The organism is Limnohabitans sp. B9-3 (assembly GCF_002778325.1).
In the GTDB taxonomy this organism is placed as follows: Bacteria; Pseudomonadota; Gammaproteobacteria; order Burkholderiales; family Burkholderiaceae_C; genus Limnohabitans; species Limnohabitans kasalickyi.
The window spans coordinates 451,435-469,551 of record NZ_NESI01000002.1; the positions used below are offsets into that span (position 1 = coordinate 451,435).

The following is an 18,117-nucleotide window of genomic DNA, read 5'->3' on the forward strand; positions in this document are numbered from 1 at the left end:
GGCTTGATGCGCTCAGCGGTGTTAAGTGACTTGCAGCGTGAGCTCAACCCGCAAGCCCTGCGGCTGCACCGGGAGCACGCGTGCTTCGCCGCCATGGCGACGCGCAATCTCTTGCACGATAGACAGCCCGAGGCCGCAGCCTCCTGGCAGCTCGTTGGCGCGCCAAAAACGATCAAAGGCTTGGTCGCGTTGCGCTTCCGTCAAACCCAGCCCGTTGTCTTCGACCGCCAACACGCAGGTGCGGTCATGGTGGTGCACTGATACGGTGATGGTCGCGTCGCTTCCCTCTGCAACGCCGACAGCGCCATAGCGCAGCGCGTTGTCAATCACGTTGGTGATGGCTTCGCGCAGCAGCACCACCGAGCCATTCATCCAAACGTGGGCATCGCCTTCGTAGCCCAAATCGACTTTCAGCGCCACGGCGCGTGGGCTCAGTTCGCGCGCCACATCTTGGGCCAGGCTGGCCAGATCTAAACGCGTCATGGGCACCTCGGTGCCGCTGCGGGCCAAGGCCAACAGTTGGTTGACCAAGTGCGCGCTGCGTTGTGCGCCTGCGTGCACTTTGTGCAGGCGTGCTTTGAGTAAGCTGGCATCGGGCTCACTCAGCGCCAAATCGGTTTGGTTGATCAGGCCTGCCAAAGGAGTACGCAGCTGGTGGGCGGCGTCGTTGATGAAGCGTTTTTCTTGACTCACGTTGCGTCGCACGGCCAGCAGCAAACGGTTGATCGAGCCCACCAAGGCATGCACTTCGGTGGGGGCTGTGGTCAGCTCCAAAGGTGTCAATTCGGACTCAGATCGGTCTTGCAATTGCTTGTCGAGTTTGGTGAGCGGAGCCATGCCCCGTTTGATGCCGGCATACACCAAGATGCTCAGCACCACGCCCAAGAGCAGCAGCGGGGCCAGCAAATCAGCCACCAGCTCTTCGGCAATGCGCTCGCGTGCCACATAGCTTTTGGCCAACTGCACACGCAAGCGTTGCGGGGTGTCAGCGTCGCCATAGGCGACTTCCAAAGACACGGCGCGCATGGGCTTGCCCGCCAGTTCCATGCGATAAAACACGGGCGCATCGGGGGCGTTGGCTTGCGCGCCTGTGGTGGGGGGCTCGGCAAAAGCTTGGTTGCCCAGCAAAAACTTGCCAGGCGGCGAGGACACCATGTAGCTCACGCGATCTGCAGGGTCTTCTTCAATGATGGCTTGGGCTGCGCGTGGAAAGTCCACCAACAAGCCCGAGCCCAGTGGTTTGACTTGCCGTGCCAACGAGCGCACCGATTGCGACAGCGATTGGTCCAAGCCCTTTTCTGCATAGTTCAATGCAATGCGATACGTAAGCGCGCCACCCCCCAGCCACAGCACCAACTGAGGCAACAGCAGCCAGAGCAACAACTGGCGACGCAGCGACAAGCTGGGTTGGCTCACACCGGTTCCAGCATGTAGCCCAAGCCGCGCACGTTGCGAATGTTCAGGCCCGAGCCGGTGAGCTTGCGGCGCAGACGGTGGATGTAAACCTCCAGCGCGTTCGACGCCGTCGGCTCTGCTGATTCGCTTTGCCAAGCGACAGCCACATCGTCGCGGCTGACCACTTGGTTGAGGCGTTGGTGCAGTAAGCGCAAAAGTTCCCACTCGCGTTGTGTCAAGTCGGTGGCTTGGCCGTGGATGCGCATGCGTGGCAGGTTGGGGTCAATCTCCAGCGCCTGTTTGGTGTCTTGGTCGTCAAGCACGCTGCTTTGAAAAGCGGGCAATCGGGCGCGGCGCAGCAGGGCTTGCATGCGGGCGCTGAGCTCGGCGTTGTTGAAGGGTTTGGTCAGGTAATCGTCGGCACCGGCCATCAGGCCTTCCACGCGATCGTCCACGCCGTCGCGGGCGGTCAAGATCATCACGGGCAAGCTCTCAAAGCGCTGTCGTAGCCATTGCAGCAGGGCCATGCCATCGAGTTTGGGCAGGCCCAAGTCGAGCAACACGGCGTCAACCACGTGGTCGCTCAAAAAAGTTTGGGCGCTGAGGCCGTCGGCGCAGTGGTCCACGGTGTGACCGGCTTGGCGGAACAGGTCCGTCAAGCCGTCACGCAGCAAGTCGTCGTCTTCAACAATCAGTAAATGGGCCATAGGGCTAATTTACCGCACCCTGCGCTGGGTTTAGCCCGTGTTGCGCAAACCGGCCGCAATGCCGTTGATGGAGATGTGAATGCCGCGTTGGGCTTTCTCATCGCGGTCTTGCGGGCGCAAGCCTGCCCGGTAGCGGCGAATCAACTCGACTTGCAAATGGTGCAGCGGGTCGATGTAGGGAAAGCGGTGGCGCATGGAGCGTTCCAGCGCTGCGTTGTTGACCAAACGTTGCTTGTCACCCGTGACTTGTTTCAACGCGTCTGACGTGCGGTGCCACTCCGTTTCGATCAACGCAAAGATCCGCTTGCGCAAACGCGTGTCGCTGACCAACTCGGCGTAGCGCGAGGCCAAGCCCAAATCGCTCTTGGCCAACACCATGTCGAGGTTGGAGAGCAAAGACCGGAAAAACGGCCAATGGCGTTGCATTTTTTGCAGCAAAGCCAGCGCGTCTTTGGGCTTGAGCGTGGGGTGGTGGTGGATGAACTGGTCCACTGCCGAGCCAAAGCCCAACCAACCGGGCAGCGTCAAGCGGCATTGGCCCCAGCTGAAGCCCCAAGGAATGGCGCGCAGGTCTTCAATGCGTGGCGAGGCATTACCGCTTTTTGGGCGTGCCGCAGGTCGCGAGCCAATGTTGAGTTCGGCAATTTCACGCAACGGCGTGGACGCAAAGAAGTACTCGGTGAACCCGGGTGTGTCGTACACCAAGCCACGGTAAGCCTTCATGCTCGCTTCGGACAACCATTGCGCGGCCTCTAAAAAGGATGGCGGTGCGGGTTGGGTGGTTTGCAGCATCGTGGCTTCCAACGTGGCGGCCACCAGAGTTTCTAAGTTCCGTCGACCAATTTCGGGGTTGGCGTATTTAGAGCCAATCACTTCGCCTTGCTCGGTCAGGCGAATTTGGCCACGCACCGTGCCGGGGGGCTGCGCCAGAATGGCTTGGTAGCTTGGGCCGCCGCCGCGACCCACCGTGCCGCCACGGCCGTGGAACATGCGCAAGGTGATGTCGTGGTGTTTGAACAAGCCATCGAACAAAGCCACCAAGGCGATTTCGGCGCGGTACAACTCCCAGTTACTGGTGAAGATGCCGCCGTCTTTGTTGCTGTCCGAATAGCCCAACATGATGTCTTGCTCGGCGCCGCTGCGTTTGACCAAATCGGCCACGCCAGGGACAGCGTAGAAGCCGCCCATGATGTCGGCGGCACGGCGCAAGTCGTCGATGGTTTCGAACAAAGGCACCACCACCAAATCGCAGGTGGAGGTTTTGTGGTCCAAGGTGCCGCGCATCAAGCCGGTTTCTTTTTGCAGCAACAACACTTCCAGCAAGTCGCTCACGGTTTCGGTGTGGCTGATGATGTAGTGGCGAATGGCGTCAGCACCAAAGGCTTGGCGCATGTCGCGGGCGGTTTCAAAAATTGCCAGTTCTTTGCGGGCCAAGTCTGAATAGGGCGCACCCATCACACGCAACGGGCGAGCGTCGCGCAGCAACTGTGTCAGCACCGCCACGCGTTGCTCTTCGTTGAGCTTGGCATAGTGCGCTTGCACACCTGCGGTGGCAAGCAATTCAGCGATGACCAACTCGTGTTGATCCGAGCTTTGGCGCAAGTCCACCGTGGCGAGGTGAAAGCCAAACACCTCGACCGCCCGCATGAGTGGCGTGAGGCGCTGCGCCATCAAGGCGCTGCCGTGTTGCGCTTGCAGGGACTCGGCAATCACGCGCAAGTCGGCCAACAACTCTTGGGCCGAAGCGTAGGGGTTTTGCGGGGCCACAGCATGGCGTGCGGCGTCTCCACCCGTGAGGTCTTTGAGGGTCGCTGCCAAACGGGCGTACATGCCAGTCAACGCGCGGCGGTAAGGCTCGTCTTGGCGGTGGGCGTTGGTGTCGGGCGAGCGCTCGGCCAAGGCTTGCATCTCGGGTGTCACATCGACCAGCATGGCCGACATGGACAACTCAGTGCCCAAGTAATGCAACTCGGTCAGGTAATGGCGCAGCGCCACATCGGCTTGGCGGCGCAAAGCGTAATGCAGGGTGTCGGCGTTGACGTTGGGGTTGCCATCGCGGTCACCGCCAATCCATTGGCCCATGCGCAAAAAGCTGTGCACATGGGCGTGACCCAACTCGGCTTCCAGGTCGGCGTAGAGCTTGGGGATTTCGCTCAAGAACGTGGCTTCGTAGTAGCTCAGTGCGTTCTCAATCTCGTCTGACACGGTGAGCTTGGTGAAGCGCAACAGGCGGGTTTGCCACAGCTGCAACACACGCGCGCGAATTTGCAGTTCGTTGGCAGCCAACTCGCGCAGGGCCAAGGCGTCGGGCACGGTTTTGGATTTGGTGCTGGACTGCGGCAGGGCGCGAGATTGGATGTCGTCGCGTTCACCCAGCAGCACGGCAATGCCACGCTCGGCGTCCAAGATGCTTTTGCGTTGCACCTCGGTGGGGTGGGCGGTGAGCACCGGCGACACATGGCTGTGTGCCAGGGTTTGCACAATGCTTTTGGGCGAAATGCCTGCTGCTTTGAGTCGGCTTAGCGCGACGGACAGGCTGCCTTCTTGCGTGTCGCCCGCACGTTCATGGATGGCGCGGCGGCGAATGTGGTGGCGGTCTTCGGCCAAGTTGGCCAAGTGGCTGAAATAGGTGAAGGCGCGAATCACGCTGACGGTGGCTTCGCCGCTGAGCGAGGCCAGCAGTTTTTTGAGCGCTTTGTCGGCCTCGGCGTCGGCATCGCGGCGAAAGGCTACCGAGAGTTTGCGCACTTGCTCGACCAACTCATACGACGCGCGGCCTTCTTGTTCGCGAATCACGTCACCCAAAATGCGGCCTAACAGGCGAATGTCTTCGACCAGCGGACGCTCATTGTTTTTGGTGATGCGTGTGGCGCGTGCAGCGGCAGACAGTTTCGGTGGGGCGGTGACTTTGGCTTTGGCTTTGGCTGAAGAGGTGGTGTCAGTCATTCGGGACTCGTGAAGGTGAGGAGAAATTGCGGCGCAAGGCCTTGTGAGCCTCTAGCCGAAGAAACTTGTCAGACCCACTGCGTGAGCGACAGCGCTTGCGAGGCACCTTGCAAGGCAGGCGAGACAGGGCTGTGGATGACCCAGGTGGGCACGTCTTGCAAGTATTTTTTAAAACGACCTTTGGCTTCGAAGCGTTCGCGAAATGGCGAGGACGCAAAGCGTTCGCCTAAGCGCGGCACGATGCCGCCGCCGATGTAAATGCCACCGCGTGCGCCCAAGGTCAAGGCCAAGTCGCCAGCCACCGAACCTAAGAAGCCGCAGAACATGTCGAGGGCTTCGTTGGCGGTGGACGTGGGTACCTCTTGCGCGCGCTCCAGCACTTCGGCGGGGGTGGTGATTTCACGACCTTGGCCATCTTTCAAATCGCACAGGGCGTGGTACAGATCGACCAAACCCGCGCCGGAGATGACGCGCTCGGCCGAGACATGGCCATAGCGTTTTTGCAATTGTTGAATGGCCGCAAACTCCTGTGCGGTGGTGGCGGTCAGGCTGACGTGACCGCCTTCTCCGGCGATGGGCATCCATTTATTTTGGTAGCCAACGGGGAACAGTCCTGAAACGCCCAAGCCGGTGCCTGGTCCAATCAAACCGATGGCTGCGTTGGGCGCTGCTGTGCCGCCGCCCACTTGGTGTTTTTGCAATTCAGGTAACAACGTGAGCGACAAGGCCAGGGCGGTGAAATCGTTGAGCAACAAGAAGCGCGACACGCCCAAACCTTCGCGAAGCGCGGAGACTGAGAACTTCCAGTGGTGGTTGGTCATGGCCACTTGGTCGCCCGTGACGGGGTTGGCAATGCCGAAGGCCGCGCACGGTGGTGCGCTCAACTGCTGGTCACGCAAGTAGGTTTGCGCAGCCTCTAGCAGTGATGCGTGCTCCGCACAGGGCAGCACTTGCACATGGTCGATGGGGCCGTTCTCAGCGGCTTGCCAGCCAAAGCGTGCGTTGGTGCCGCCAATGTCGCCGAGCAATCGGGGGTAGGGGGCCGCTTCGGTGACGGTGGGATCGCGTGACTCAAACATGCATCAGTCTTTCAGGCGTTCTGCGTCAGCGGCTTCCATGTCTTTGGCCATTTTTTTGCCCAATTCCACCCCCCATTGGTCGTAGGCGTGAATGCCCCAAATGGCGGCTTGGCAAAACACTTTGTGTTCGTACAAAGCCATCAAGGCGCCCATGCTTCGGGGTGTCAGTGCGTCCACCCAGATGGTGGTGCTGGGCACGTTGCCAGGGTAGCTGCGGTGCGGGGCCAAGCGTTGAATCTCGGCTTCGTCGGTGCCGCTGTCGCGCATTTCTTTCACAGTTTCTTCCAAACTGCGGCCAATCGCCAAGGCTTGCGCTTGTGCCTGCATGTTGAGCAAGACCACGCGGTGGTGTTCGGCGGCGAAGGGCAAGGGGCTGCGCTCGGTGCGCAGGCCAATAAAGTCCATGGGCACCAAGTGCTGACCTTGGTGGATCAACTGAAAGTAAGCGTGTTGACCGTCAATGCCCAACCCACCCCACAACACGGGCGAGGTGCCCACTTCGACAGGGCTGCCATCGATGTGGGTGCGCTTGCCGTTGGACTCCATGTCCATCTGTTGCAAGAACGACGCGAACTTGCCCAAGGGCGACGCGTAAGGCGCGATGTTGTGCGTTGTGGCACCTAAAAAGTTGCGGTTCCACACGCCCAACAAGGCCATCAACAGCGGCAGGTTTTGCTCTTTGGGCGCGGTCATGAAGTGCTCGTCCATGGCGCGTGCGCCCAAGAGCATGTCTTGAAAAGCGAAGGCACCGATCGAGATGGCCAAAGGCAAGCCAATGGCCGACCACACGGAATAACGGCCACCCACCCAGTCCCAAAAACCAAAGGTGTGCTCCGCGGTGAAGCCCTGCGCTGCCGAAAGTTTGGGGCTGGCTGTGACCGCCACCAAGTGCTGATGCAGTTGGTCGCTGGGGCAGCCGCCATCGCTCAACCAACGTTTGGCCGAGGCGGCCAGCGTCATGGTTTCTTGCGTGGTGAAGGTTTTGCTTTGCACCACAAAGGCAGTGCGGGCGGGGTTGAGGTGGGCGAGGGTGGTGTACAGGCTCCACGCGTCCACGTTGGACACATAGTGCACACGCACCTTGTTTTTGAAGCTGTCGCGCGTCAAGTGGCTCAGCGCTTCGGTGGTCATGCGCGGGCCGAGGTCGGAGCCGCCAATGCCGAGGTTCACCACGTCGGTGATGGACTCGCCGCCATAGCCTTTCATGTGGCCTTCGCGCACTTTTTCAGCGAAGGTGCACACGCGGTGCAGTTCGTGCGCCACTTGTTTGGAAATCTCACGGCCCCACGGTGGGTTGGGCACATGGCTGCCACGCAAGGCCACATGCAACACCGCGCGCTGCTCGGTGGCGTTGATGGGCTCGCCCTTGAACATGGCTTGCGCTTGTTGCATGACCTGCGACTCATCGGCCAAGGCCAGCAGCTGTTGCAGCACAGCCTCGTTGACGCGCTGACGCTCGTACTCAATGGTGATGCCTGCGCCACTGGCTTGCAGTTGTTCGTGACGGTGTGGCGTTTTCAGCAAGTCGCGCAAATGCGGCAGTGTACTGTCGGACAGGTTTTGGAGGGCTTTCCAAGCTGTGCGGTGTTGGGGCGGGACGAAGGTGGTCATGTGTGAATTTTCGTCAAATTAAGAGGGGTTCTTAGGCTGAGCCGATGAAAGTTCTTCAACGGTTTTGAATAAATTGAGGTGGGCTCAGACGTTGGCTGCCGCTGTGGCTTCACGCGCCAAGCGGGTGATTTCGGCCCAGTCGCCGCGCTCGACCACGTCCACAGGTGTGAGCCATGAGCCGCCGACCATCGCCACGTTGGGTTGCTTCAAGAACTCACCCATGTTGGCCAGCGACACGCCGCCCGTGGGGCAAAAACGCATGTCACCCAACGGGCCGCCCAAGGCTTTGAGCATGGCCAAGCCACCGGCTTGTGCCGCGGGAAAGAGTTTGACCACGCCAAAACCATAGTCGCGTGCGGCCATCACTTCGCCGGGGGTCATCACGCCGGGCATGAAGGGCAGCTTGCAATCCATAGCGGCTTGCACGAGCGCGTCAGTCATGCCCGGCGAGAGCGCAAAGCTGGCCCCTGCGGCTTGCACGCTTGCCATTTCTGCAGCGCGGGTGACGGTGCCTGCGCCCACATGCATCTGTGGCACATGCTTGGCGACTTGCTCAATCGCTGGCAAGCCTGCGGCATGGCGCAGCGTGATTTCCATCACGTCCACGCCACCTTCGAGCAGCGCATGTGCCATGGGCACGGCTTGGTCGGGGTGGGTGATCACGATGACTGGCACCACGCGTGACGTGAACGCGGGGCGGCTGAAAGCGGGGTTGGTGTGTGTCATGGCTTGGGTGCGAAGCAGTTGAACGTTTGAAGCGTTTGGCTGATGGGTAAATGGTGGGTGAGCAGTTGACTTAGAAAGCGTCTGATGCCGCGCTTTAAGCGACGTGCGCCAACAAAGGCGATGCGCCGTCTTCGGCGTGCGCCGCGTTGTCGCGGAACAGGGCAAAGAGGTCGCGGCCTGTGCCACGTTGGTAGGCCGACAGGTCAGGCATGACGGCGGTGCGGGCGGCCAGTTCAGCGTCGCTGATTTCGAGCGTCAAGGTTTGCGCATCGCAATCGAGGCTGATGATGTCGCCGTTTTGTACCTTGGCAATGTTGCCGCCGTTCATCGCTTCGGGGCTGAGGTGAATGGCGGCGGGCACTTTGCCAGACGCGCCCGACATGCGGCCATCGGTAACCAAGGCCACTTTGAAGCCTTTGTCTTGCAACACGCCCAAGATGGGGGTGAGTTTGTGCAACTCGGGCATGCCGTTGGCTTGTGGGCCTTGGTTGCGTACCACGGCGACAAAGTCGCGTTCCAGCTGACCGTCTTTGAAGAGTTGCGCCAGTTCTTTTTGGTCGGTCACCACCACGGCGGCGGCACGCACTTGGCGATGCTCAGGCTTCACGGCCGAGACTTTCACCACCGCCCGGCCCAAGTTGCCTTGCATCAAACGCAAACCACCATCGGCGCTGAAGGGCTGGGTGTAGGGGCGCAACACGGCATCGTCGGCGGATTGCACAGGCACATCGCGCCAAGCCAATTGACCATCGTTGAGCCAAGGCTCCACGGTATAGCGATTCAAGCCGTGGCCCATGATGGTTTGCACATCGTTGTGTAACAAGCCCGCACTCAGCAACTGGCTGATGAGGTAGCCCATGCCGCCTGCCGCTTGGAAGTGGTTCACATCGGCGCTGCCGTTGGGGTAGACGCGGGCGAGCAAAGGCACCACGCCTGAGAGGTCCGAAAAATCGTCCCAGTTGACGATGAGGCCTGCCGCGCGGGCCATGGCGATCAAGTGCATGGTGTGGTTGGTCGAGCCGCCTGTGGCCAGCAAACCCACGATGCCGTTCACCACCACTTTGGCGTTGATTTGGTAGCCCATGCCCGTCTCTTTGTTTTGCGACAGCGTCACGGCGCGTTGCACGGCGGCGACTGTGAGCGCCTCGCGCAAGGGTGTGCCTGGGTTCACAAAAGACGAGCCTGGCAGGTGCAGGCCCATGATCTCCATCAACATTTGGTTGGAGTTGGCCGTGCCGTAAAACGTGCAGGTGCCCGCGCCGTGGTAGGCCGCTTGCTCGGCTTCGAGCAGGGTTTCGCGGTCAACCAAGCCTTGGGCGTATTGCTGACGCACTTTGGATTTTTCGTCGTTCGACAAGCCCGAGGTCATGGGGCCAGCAGGCACAAACACTGCAGGCAAATGACCAAACTGCAAGGCCCCCATGAAGAGGCCGGGCACGATCTTGTCGCACACGCCCAAAAACATGGCGGCATCAAACACGTTGTGCGACAAACCCACGGCGGTGGCCAAGGCGATCACATCGCGCGAGAACAGCGACAACTCCATGCCGTCTTCACCTTGGGTGACGCCGTCGCACATGGCAGGCACGCCGCCCGCCACTTGCGCGGTGGCACCGGCAGCGCGTGCGGCGGCACGGATTTTCTCGGGATAGTGCTCATAGGGCTGGTGGGCCGAAAGCATGTCGTTGTAAGCCGTGATCACGCCCACGTTGGGCTGGCGTTCTTGGCGCAGCACCAACTTGTCGTTGGCGGGCATGGCCGCATAGGCGTGGGCCGCGTTGGCACAACCCATGCCGCCACGGTAAGGGCCGGGCTTTTTGGCTTTGGCCAGCACGTCCAAATAGGCTTGGCGTGACGCCACGCTGCGCTGTTCGATGCGTGAGGTGACGGCCACCAACGTGGCGTGTAGGGAAACGGGCGAGTGTGCAGGTGTGGTCATGGGGTCAGCCAAAGTGCGACGGGGGTTTGTGTTTGGTGCAACACGTAAGACACGGGGTAGCGCGCATCAGCTTTGCCCCACGCCTGTTGCAAGGTGTGGCGTTTGTCGACGCCACTGATGGGCAGCAGGATGTGGCGTGCACTGAGGATCTGCGCGAGGGTTTGTGTCACACGCGCATACGGGGCGTTGGCGGGCGGATGGGCCAGCTCAATCGCCACGCAGGCTTGGGTGTTGCGGAGGTCTAGGGCGTCTTGCAAATTGGGCGCGTCGGGGAACAGCGACGCAGTGTGGCCATCGGTGCCCATGCCCAGCACCAGCACATCGGCGATGCCTGCGGCCACCAACGCAATGCCTGCCACTTTGGCTTGCACCACGGGCGACAACAACGGCACATCGTTGATGTTGGGTGCGTCGCTGGTGGCTGCACTCACCATCGGCACCAATTGCGCCTGCGCGGCCAAGCCTTGCAGCAAGTGAGTTTGCACCAGCAGGGCATTGCTGTCGGGGTGGGTGTTGGGCACACAGCGCTCGTCCACCAAGGTGACGCGCACCTTGGCCCAATCAACGGCTTGCACGCGCAAAGCTTCAAACAAGGCGATGGGCGATTTGCCGCCCGACACGCTGAGCACGGCAACGCCGCGCGCGCTGATCGCGGCGTTCAGGCGTTGTGCAATGTCTTGGGCCAAGCGCGCATTGAGCGCGTCCGTGGCGACTGGCTTCACCGTGACTTGCGGCAGCGTTTGATCTTGCCAAAAGGGCAGGGGCGTTGAGCTGTTCAGCGAGGCTGCTGCTGACATCAGACTTCCTCAAACCAAGACAGGTCTTCGCGCGCCATCAGCGCGGACGATGCGGCCGGGCCCCAGCTGCCGGCTGAGTAATTGCGGGGCTTGTCGTCCAAAGCTTGCCAGCCGTCCAAGATGGGTTCGACCCACATCCATGCCGCTTCCAATTCGTCGCGACGCATGAAGTGTGTGAGGCGACCTTTGATGACGTCCATCAACAAACGCTCGTACGCTTCGGCACGGCGTTTGTCTGACGATTGCTGCAAATCGAGGCCCAGTTTGACGGGGTGCAGCGACATGCCCGTGCCCGGCTCTTTGACCATCATTTCCAACTGAATCGACTCTTCGGGCTGCAAGCTGATGATGAGGCGGTTGGGTTCGTGGTGCGCCGTGGTGCCAAAAATAGAGAAGGGCTGATCGGCGAACTCAATGATGATTTCGGACTGACGCTTTTGCATGCGCTTGCCCGTGCGCAAGAAGAAGGGCACGTTGGCCCAACGCGCGTTGTTAATCTGTGCGCGCAAGGCCACAAAGGTCTCGGTGCGGCTGCCTGCAGGCACGTTGTCTTCTTCCAAATAGCCTTTGACGGCGGCACCTTCCGAGGCACCTGCGGTGTATTGGCCCCGCACGGTGTCGCGCTTGATGTCGGCCAAATCCATCTTGCGCAGCGAGCGTAAGACTTTGAGTTTTTCGTCGCGCACATCGTCAGCACCCAGCGAGATCGGGGGCTCCATGGCCACGATGCACAGCAGTTGCAGCAAGTGGTTTTGCACCATGTCGCGCATGGCACCCGCTCCGTCGTAAAAACCAGCTCGGCTGCCCACGCCCACGCTTTCGGCCACGGTGATTTGCACGCTCTTGATGTAGGGCGCACGCCACAGGGGCTCAAAAATGGCGTTGCCAAAACGCAGCACCATCAGGTTTTGCACCGTCTCTTTGCCCAGGTAGTGGTCGATCCGGTAGATCTGCTGTTCGTCAAAGTAGCGGGCCACATCGGTGTTGATGGCGCGGGCCGAGGCGAGGTCGGTGCCCAATGGCTTTTCCAGAACCACGCGTGACTGTGCATCCACCAAACCGGCGGCCGACAAGTTGGCGCAAATTTGCGTGAACAAGCTGGGCGCGGTGGCCAGATAAAACACACGCACCATAGATTGGTCGCACACGGCTTTGAGTTTGGCGTAATCGCTGGCAGCGGTGACGTCGAGGCTCACATACACCAAGCGGTCCATGAAGCGTTTCCAGTCATCGGCCGTGAACGCATTTTTTTCGATGAACTGGGGCGAGTGCTTGTCGATGAATGCGAGGTACTCCTCGCGTGACCAGTTCTGACGACCCACCGCCACGATGCGCGTGCCGGGGGACAGTCGGCTGTGCAAATGCGCCATGTACAGCGCAGGCAAGAGTTTGCGAAACGACAAGTCGCCCGCACCGCCAAAAATCACGATGTCGAGAGCGCCTGTTTCAGTGGGGGTCGTGTTCATGAGTAACGTTTGTTCAAGAGGTTTTGTTTCATGTTGCGCAGCAAAGGCTGCAGCTGCGCACTGCCAATGCGCAGCGCCACGGAAGTGGCCAACACGTCGATGATCATCAGGTGCAGCAAGCGCGACACCATGGGGCTAAAGCGTTCGTAACTCTCGGGATGATCGGCCGCGAGGTGAATGTGTCCGGCGCTGGCCAAGGGCGAGCCCGAGGCGGTGATGACCACGGTGGTCGCGCCGTTTTTGCGGGCAATTTCACACGCGTCTTGCAAGTCACGGGTGCGGCCTGAGTTGGACACGACCACCAAGCAATCGCCGGGGCCGAGCAACGACGCGCTCATGATTTGCAAATGCCCATCGCTGTGCGCGATAGTGTGAAAACCCAACCTGAAAAATTTGTGTTGCGCGTCTTGCGCCACGATGCCCGAGTTACCAACGCCAAAAAACTCCAAGCGGTTTTTGTTGGCGTGGGCCAGGGCGATGGCGTCCACCGCTTTGTCGATGGCGGCGGTGGAGGCGTCGTTGCGGTACTTCAAAAACGCAGCCACCGTGTTGTCGATGACCTTGACCAACACATCGCCCGTGGTGTCGGCCGTGCCCACATTGCGGTGAATGAAGGGCACGCCTTCGCTGAGGCTGCCTGCGAGTTTGAGTTTGAAATCGCTCAGGCCTTCGTAACCCACGCTGCGGCAAAACCGCACCACCGTGGGCTTGCTGACCTGTGCGCGCTCTGCCAACTCCACCACCGGCAAGCCCGCAAACGTGCGTGGGTCGCTCAACAGCAACTTACCCACACGTTGTTCGGCGGGGGCTAAAGAGGCGAGCGTCGATTTGATGCGATCTAGCATGGTCATGAATGTAACTTAGTTTCATGATGCATGCAAGGATGTTACGGGTAAATCCTCATAAATAGGTAACTTGGTTACTTGGCTAAGCGCGCCTCGAAGCTTGGTATTCTTGAAGCTGAATTCAAAAACACTACAAATGCTCGACGACATCAAAAAGACCCTTTGGGCATCGGCCGACAAGCTTCGCGCCAACATGGACGCCGCCGAATACAAGCACTTGGTGCTCGGCCTCATCTTCGTTAAATACATCTCTGACGCCTTTGTGGCCCGTCAGTCTGAACTAAAAACCCGCTTGCGTGACCCAGCCGATGAACTCTTTTATGGCGATGCACCCGCTGACGAAGACATTGCCGCAGAGATCGAAGACCGCGACTACTACACCAGCGAAAACGTGTTTTGGGTGCCCGAAGGTGCCCGCTGGGAAGCCCTGCGCGCTGCCGCGCCCCAGCCCGACATTGGTAAACGCATCGACGACGCGCTGAGCCTGATCGAAGCCGACAACCCCAAGCTCAAAGGCATCCTCGACAAACGCTTTGCCCGCGCCCAATTGCCCGACGGCAAGCTGGGTGAGTTGGTCAACCTGATTTCCACCATCGGCTTTGGTGACGACCCATCGAAGGCGCGCGACATCTTGGGCCAGGTGTACGAATATTTCTTGGGCATGTTTGCTAGCGCCGAAGGCAAGCGGGGCGGGCAGTTCTACACGCCCGCCAGCATTGTCAAAACACTGGTGGCCGTGCTCTCACCCAGCAAGGGCCAGATTTACGACCCTTGCTGCGGGTCGAGTGGCATGTTCGTTCAGTCTGAAAAATTCATCGAAGACCACGGCGGCAAGCTGGGTGATGTGTCCATTTATGGCCAAGAGGCCAACCCCACCACCTGGCGCTTGGCGGCCATGAACCTCGTCATTCGAGGCATGGACTACAACTTGGGCAAAGAACCCGCCGACACCTTCACCCGCAACCAACACCCCGACCTGCGCGCCGACTTTTGTTTGGCCAACCCGCCCTTCAACATCAGCGACTGGTGGCACGCCAGCCTGGACGGCGACGCTCGCTGGGAATATGGCACACCCCCGCAAGGCAACGCCAACTACGCCTGGCTGCAACACATCCTGCACCACCTCAAGCCCACGGGTAGGGCGGGCATTGTGCTGGCCAACGGCAGCATGGCATCCAGTCAGAGCGGTGAAGGCCAGATCCGCGCCGCCATGGTCGATGCCGACGTGGTGGAAGTGATGGTGGCCTTGCCCGGCCAGCTGTTCTTCAACACGCAAATCCCTGCGTGCTTGTGGTTCTTGGCCAAGCAGAAAAAGCGTAAAGGCGAAGTGCTGTTCATCGACGCCCGCAAACAAGCCACCATGATCAGTCGCGTGCAAAGCGAGCTGACCGACGAAGTGATAGCCCGCATCAGCCAAACCGTGGCCGCGTGGCGCACGGGTGGTAACAGCTACCAAGACATTGCAGGCTTTTGCCGCAGCGTGCCCCTGGCCGAAATCGCTCAACACGGCCATGTGCTCACCCCCGGCCGCTATGTGGGGGCCGAAGAGGTGGAAGACGACGACGAAGCCTTTTCCGACAAGATGCAAACGCTCACCGCCAAGCTGGGCGAGCAAATGGCCAAAGGCGCAGAGCTAGACGCGCTGATTCGCCAGAAGCTGGGGGGGCTGGGGTATGAGTTCTGAAGTCGCCCGCTTCGGCGACCTGTTCAATGAACCTCAGCGAAATGGTCTTACAAGGCCCAAGAAGGTTCGCGGGTCAGGCCTTCCAATGGTGAACATGGGGGAGCTTTTTGCCTATCCACGCATCCGAAACATCTCCATGGATTTGGTGCCGATTGACGTAAAGGAGCATCACTATCTGCTTGAAGCCGGTGACTTACTGTTTGCACGGCAGTCATTGGTGCTTTCTGGCGCTGGTCAATGTTCAATTTTTTTGGGTAACGTTGCTCCAACTGTTTTCGAGTCTCACCTCATCAGGTGCCGCCTGAATCCAATACGTAGCAACCCACTTTTTTACTTCTATTTTTTCCGTTCACCTGATGGCCGTCGTGTTATCGAGGCGATTGTTGAGCAGGGTGCTGGTGCTTCAGGCATTCGAGGTAGCGACCTAGTTAACGTTCAAGTACCGAACCCACCAAAGCAAATTCAAGATGAAGTTGCGGGGTTACTTGGCTCAATCGACGACCGCATCACCCTCCTGCGCGAAACCAACACCACCCTCGAAGCCATCGCCCAAGCCCTGTTCAAGTCCTGGTTCGTGGACTTCGACCCCGTCCACGCCAAGATGCAAGGCCGCTCCCCCGAAGGCATGGACGAAGCCACCGCCGCCCTGTTCCCCGACAGCTTTGAAGAGTCGGAGTTGGGAGCTGTGCCCAAGGGGTGGAAGCTCGTTCCATTTGGACAATTGCTAAGCCACACGATTGGCGGCGATTGGGGCAGTGATGTGGCCGACGAAAAGAATGACACTCGTGTTGCCATCATTCGCGGAACAGACATTCCAGATTTGCAGACCAACGCGAACAGTCGAGTGCCTGTTCGCTACACCTCACAGAAAAAGTTGGCTGGGCGAAAACTGGAAGATGGTGACCTTTTGTTAGAAGTGTCCGGTGGCAGTAAAGATCAACCGACGGGCCGCTCTTTGTTTATTTCAACTGCTTTGTTGAGTCAATTTGAGTGTCCCGTTGAGCCTGCGAGCTTTTGCCGCTTATTGCGTCCTGTCAACAAAGAAGTCGGCATGCTGCTGGCGCAACACCTGACATATATCTATGCCCAAGGTAAGACGTGGGAGTACCAAAACCAAAGCACGGGGATTGCTAACTTTCAGACAACGCATTTCCTAGAAACTGAATTGGTGGCATGCCCATCTGATGATGTTTTGAAGGTATTTACAGAGACTGTCCAACCATTGATCGCTCGTGCGCATCTGACGCAAATTCAAGAGTTGACATCGCTACGCGATACGCTACTCCCTCGCCTGATTTCAGGCCAGCTTGAATTGCACGAAGTTCAAACTCACCCAGAGGATGTATTGGCATGACCAACGATCTCACGACTTCGTCTGTTGCCCGCAGCAACGTATTGAACAACCGATACGCTCTAAGTCAACTTGAAAGCCATTTATCTTTGGGGGGCTTGCGGATTGAAAATGAATTAATTTTCTTTAAATCGCATGTGGCTGAGTTGCTGGACATTGATGAGCGAACCATTGACCGTTACCTTGCTGGTCATGAGACCGAACTCAAGCAAAACGGGTACCGTGTTGTTATAGGAAAATCCTTAAAAAACATCAAGTTAGCTCAAGTCGACGACATCAATGTCGTCGACTTGATTGGTGCCAAGGTGCCCGCTTTGGGTGTCTTTACTTTCCGCTCAGTGCTCAACTTGGCGATGCTGGTGACTGAATCCGAAAGAGCTAAAGTCATTCGCAGCCGAATGCTGGACATCGTGTTGGATGTGGTTGCCGAACGCGTCGGTGGACACACACGTTTTATTAATCAACGTGATCAAGATTACTTGCCATCGGCATTCATGGAGGACAGTTACAGAAAACAGTTCACCAATGCATTACGTGATCATGTCGATATGGGTAACCACAAGTATGCGGTGTACACAGACAAGATTTATAAAGCCGTATTTTGTGAAAATGCCCGTGAATACAAACAGGTCCTGAGATTGGCCGATGGCGACAGCACACGTGACACGATGTATGCCGAAGTCCTGAAAACATTGGCCAGTTTTGAGAGTGGCTTGGCTGTGAGTATTCAGAACAAGGCACAAGAGCTTGGACGAAAAATCAAGCCATCAGAAGTAGATCAATTACTGGATGAGGCTGCTGCCAATCCATATTTAAAACCCCAAATCGATGATGCTCGCACCCGAATGGCCAGCCGCGATATGGGCTTTCGGGAAGCGCTGCATCAGAAGCTAGAGGCATATGTGCAGGCTGTGCCTGAGGCTGACTTTGAACGGTTTTTGGGTGAGCGAAGTCAAGCGCTGGAAGATCGTTTGTCAGACCCCAAGCTGTTGGCGGTACTCAAGCGGTTGAAAGATCGCTGAGCCATGGCTGATTTGACCTTGTATTTCGACGTGCAGCATGCGGTTGCCGTCCATGACTGGATTATTGATAACACGGGCGGCTTGGCGGGGATCAAAGATTTGGGGCAGTTAGACAGTGTGCTGCAACACATTCAGAACGACGACTATTACCCCACGTTCGATGCCAAGTTGATGCACCTGATTTTTGGCATCAATAAGTTTCATGCGTTCAATGATGGGAATAAGCGGTCGAGCCTCACGCTAGGGGCTTACTTTTTGACACTCAACGGCTATGACTACTGTGTGCCGCAGTTCATGCTTCAGATGGAAAACATCGTTGTGGCTTTAGCAGAAGGCTCAATCAGTAAGGACTTGCTGCATCGCGTCACGATTTCTCTGATTGAGGAGGATGACTTCTCAGACGAGCTGAAGCTTGAGTTGGTAAGTGCAATGAGTCATGAGAATCTTTTTGCTGATGGGGGCGAAGATCTTTAAAAAGCGAAAAGCCCCGATGAACCCACCGAGGCTGCAGCGCCGACCAGGAACCCCCAATCCACTTGCAACCAATTT

14 protein-coding genes are annotated in these 18,117 nt (G+C 58.6%); 4 read left to right on the forward strand and 10 right to left on the reverse strand.

All coding sequences use genetic code 11. From position 1 onward, the window contains the following. Positions 1-21 precede the first annotated feature (21 nt). The 10 genes from B9Z42_RS04925 to B9Z42_RS04970 form a co-directional block, all read right to left on the reverse strand. A complete protein-coding gene (locus tag B9Z42_RS04925; RefSeq protein ID WP_100132209.1) occupies positions 22-1,416 on the reverse strand; it encodes a sensor histidine kinase in 1,395 nt (464 codons plus the stop codon). Next, positions 1,413-2,102 carry a response regulator transcription factor gene (locus B9Z42_RS04930; protein WP_100132210.1) on the reverse strand — a complete coding sequence of 230 codons (690 nt, stop codon included), beginning with the start codon at positions 2,100-2,102 and terminating at the stop codon, positions 1,413-1,415. The genes B9Z42_RS04925 and B9Z42_RS04930 overlap by 4 nt, the downstream gene beginning before the upstream one ends. Before the next feature lie 30 nt (positions 2,103-2,132). After that, entirely contained in the window at positions 2,133-5,048 is a 2,916-nt protein-coding gene (gene ppc / locus B9Z42_RS04935) for a phosphoenolpyruvate carboxylase (RefSeq protein ID WP_100132211.1), read from the reverse strand. Between the two features lie 68 nt (positions 5,049-5,116). Then, positions 5,117-6,127: a glucokinase gene (locus tag B9Z42_RS04940; RefSeq protein ID WP_100132212.1), complete on the reverse strand. Its 1,011-nt coding sequence runs from the start codon at positions 6,125-6,127 to the stop codon at positions 5,117-5,119. A gap of 3 nt (positions 6,128-6,130) precedes the next feature. Continuing rightward, on the reverse strand, positions 6,131-7,738 hold the full coding sequence (pgi, locus tag B9Z42_RS04945) for a glucose-6-phosphate isomerase (protein WP_100132213.1): 1,608 nt from the start codon (positions 7,736-7,738) through the stop codon (positions 6,131-6,133). An 84-nt stretch (positions 7,739-7,822) separates the two neighbouring features. Beyond that, positions 7,823-8,464, reverse strand: a complete 642-nt coding sequence (gene eda / locus B9Z42_RS04950; protein ID WP_100132214.1) for a bifunctional 4-hydroxy-2-oxoglutarate aldolase/2-dehydro-3-deoxy-phosphogluconate aldolase — start codon at positions 8,462-8,464, stop codon at positions 7,823-7,825. Positions 8,465-8,558: 94 nt separating this feature from the next. Further along, entirely contained in the window at positions 8,559-10,403 is a 1,845-nt protein-coding gene (edd, locus tag B9Z42_RS04955) for a phosphogluconate dehydratase (protein WP_100132215.1), read from the reverse strand. Beyond that, on the reverse strand, positions 10,400-11,200 hold the full coding sequence (gene pgl, locus B9Z42_RS04960) for a 6-phosphogluconolactonase (RefSeq protein WP_100132216.1): 801 nt from the start codon (positions 11,198-11,200) through the stop codon (positions 10,400-10,402). Before pgl ends, edd begins: the two co-directional genes overlap by 4 nt. Beyond that, entirely contained in the window at positions 11,200-12,666 is a 1,467-nt protein-coding gene (gene zwf / locus B9Z42_RS04965; RefSeq protein WP_100132217.1) for a glucose-6-phosphate dehydrogenase, read from the reverse strand. Before zwf ends, pgl begins: the two co-directional genes overlap by 1 nt. Next, positions 12,663-13,511, reverse strand: a complete 849-nt coding sequence (locus B9Z42_RS04970; protein ID WP_100132309.1) for an SIS domain-containing protein — start codon at positions 13,509-13,511, stop codon at positions 12,663-12,665. The genes zwf and B9Z42_RS04970 overlap by 4 nt, the downstream gene beginning before the upstream one ends. A gap of 136 nt (positions 13,512-13,647) precedes the next feature. Between B9Z42_RS04970 and B9Z42_RS04975 the strand changes: the two genes are divergently transcribed. The 4 genes from B9Z42_RS04975 to B9Z42_RS04990 are packed head-to-tail and all read left to right on the forward strand — an operon-like array spanning position 13,648 to position 18,042. Further along, positions 13,648-15,195: a class I SAM-dependent DNA methyltransferase gene (locus B9Z42_RS04975; protein WP_100132218.1), complete on the forward strand. Its 1,548-nt coding sequence runs from the start codon at positions 13,648-13,650 to the stop codon at positions 15,193-15,195. Further along, entirely contained in the window at positions 15,185-16,549 is a 1,365-nt protein-coding gene (locus tag B9Z42_RS04980) for a restriction endonuclease subunit S (protein WP_143474038.1), read from the forward strand. The genes B9Z42_RS04975 and B9Z42_RS04980 overlap by 11 nt, the downstream gene beginning before the upstream one ends. Continuing rightward, positions 16,546-17,568 carry a DNA-binding protein gene (locus B9Z42_RS04985; RefSeq protein WP_100132219.1) on the forward strand — a complete coding sequence of 341 codons (1,023 nt, stop codon included), beginning with the start codon at positions 16,546-16,548 and terminating at the stop codon, positions 17,566-17,568. Before B9Z42_RS04980 ends, B9Z42_RS04985 begins: the two co-directional genes overlap by 4 nt. A 3-nt stretch (positions 17,569-17,571) precedes the next feature. Beyond that, positions 17,572-18,042: a type II toxin-antitoxin system death-on-curing family toxin gene (locus B9Z42_RS04990; protein WP_100132220.1), complete on the forward strand. Its 471-nt coding sequence runs from the start codon at positions 17,572-17,574 to the stop codon at positions 18,040-18,042. Positions 18,043-18,117: the final 75 nt, after the last annotated feature.

Coding starts and splice junctions, on each gene's coding strand:
- B9Z42_RS04930 (WP_100132210.1), bottom strand. CDS start 2,102: ATGGCCCATTTACTGATTGTTGAAGACGACGACTTGCTGCGTGACGGC.
- ppc (WP_100132211.1), bottom strand. CDS start 5,048: ATGACTGACACCACCTCTTCAGCCAAAGCCAAAGCCAAAGTCACCGCC.
- B9Z42_RS04940 (WP_100132212.1), bottom strand. CDS start 6,127: ATGTTTGAGTCACGCGATCCCACCGTCACCGAAGCGGCCCCCTACCCC.
- pgi (WP_100132213.1), bottom strand. CDS start 7,738: ATGACCACCTTCGTCCCGCCCCAACACCGCACAGCTTGGAAAGCCCTC.
- eda (WP_100132214.1), bottom strand. CDS start 8,464: ATGACACACACCAACCCCGCTTTCAGCCGCCCCGCGTTCACGTCACGC.
- edd (WP_100132215.1), bottom strand. CDS start 10,403: ATGACCACACCTGCACACTCGCCCGTTTCCCTACACGCCACGTTGGTG.
- pgl (WP_100132216.1), bottom strand. CDS start 11,200: ATGTCAGCAGCAGCCTCGCTGAACAGCTCAACGCCCCTGCCCTTTTGG.
- zwf (WP_100132217.1), bottom strand. CDS start 12,666: ATGAACACGACCCCCACTGAAACAGGCGCTCTCGACATCGTGATTTTT.
- B9Z42_RS04970 (WP_100132309.1), bottom strand. CDS start 13,511: ATGCTAGATCGCATCAAATCGACGCTCGCCTCTTTAGCCCCCGCCGAA.
- B9Z42_RS04975 (WP_100132218.1), top strand. CDS start 13,648: ATGCTCGACGACATCAAAAAGACCCTTTGGGCATCGGCCGACAAGCTT.
- B9Z42_RS04980 (WP_143474038.1), top strand. CDS start 15,185: ATGAGTTCTGAAGTCGCCCGCTTCGGCGACCTGTTCAATGAACCTCAG.
- B9Z42_RS04985 (WP_100132219.1), top strand. CDS start 16,546: ATGACCAACGATCTCACGACTTCGTCTGTTGCCCGCAGCAACGTATTG.
- B9Z42_RS04990 (WP_100132220.1), top strand. CDS start 17,572: ATGGCTGATTTGACCTTGTATTTCGACGTGCAGCATGCGGTTGCCGTC.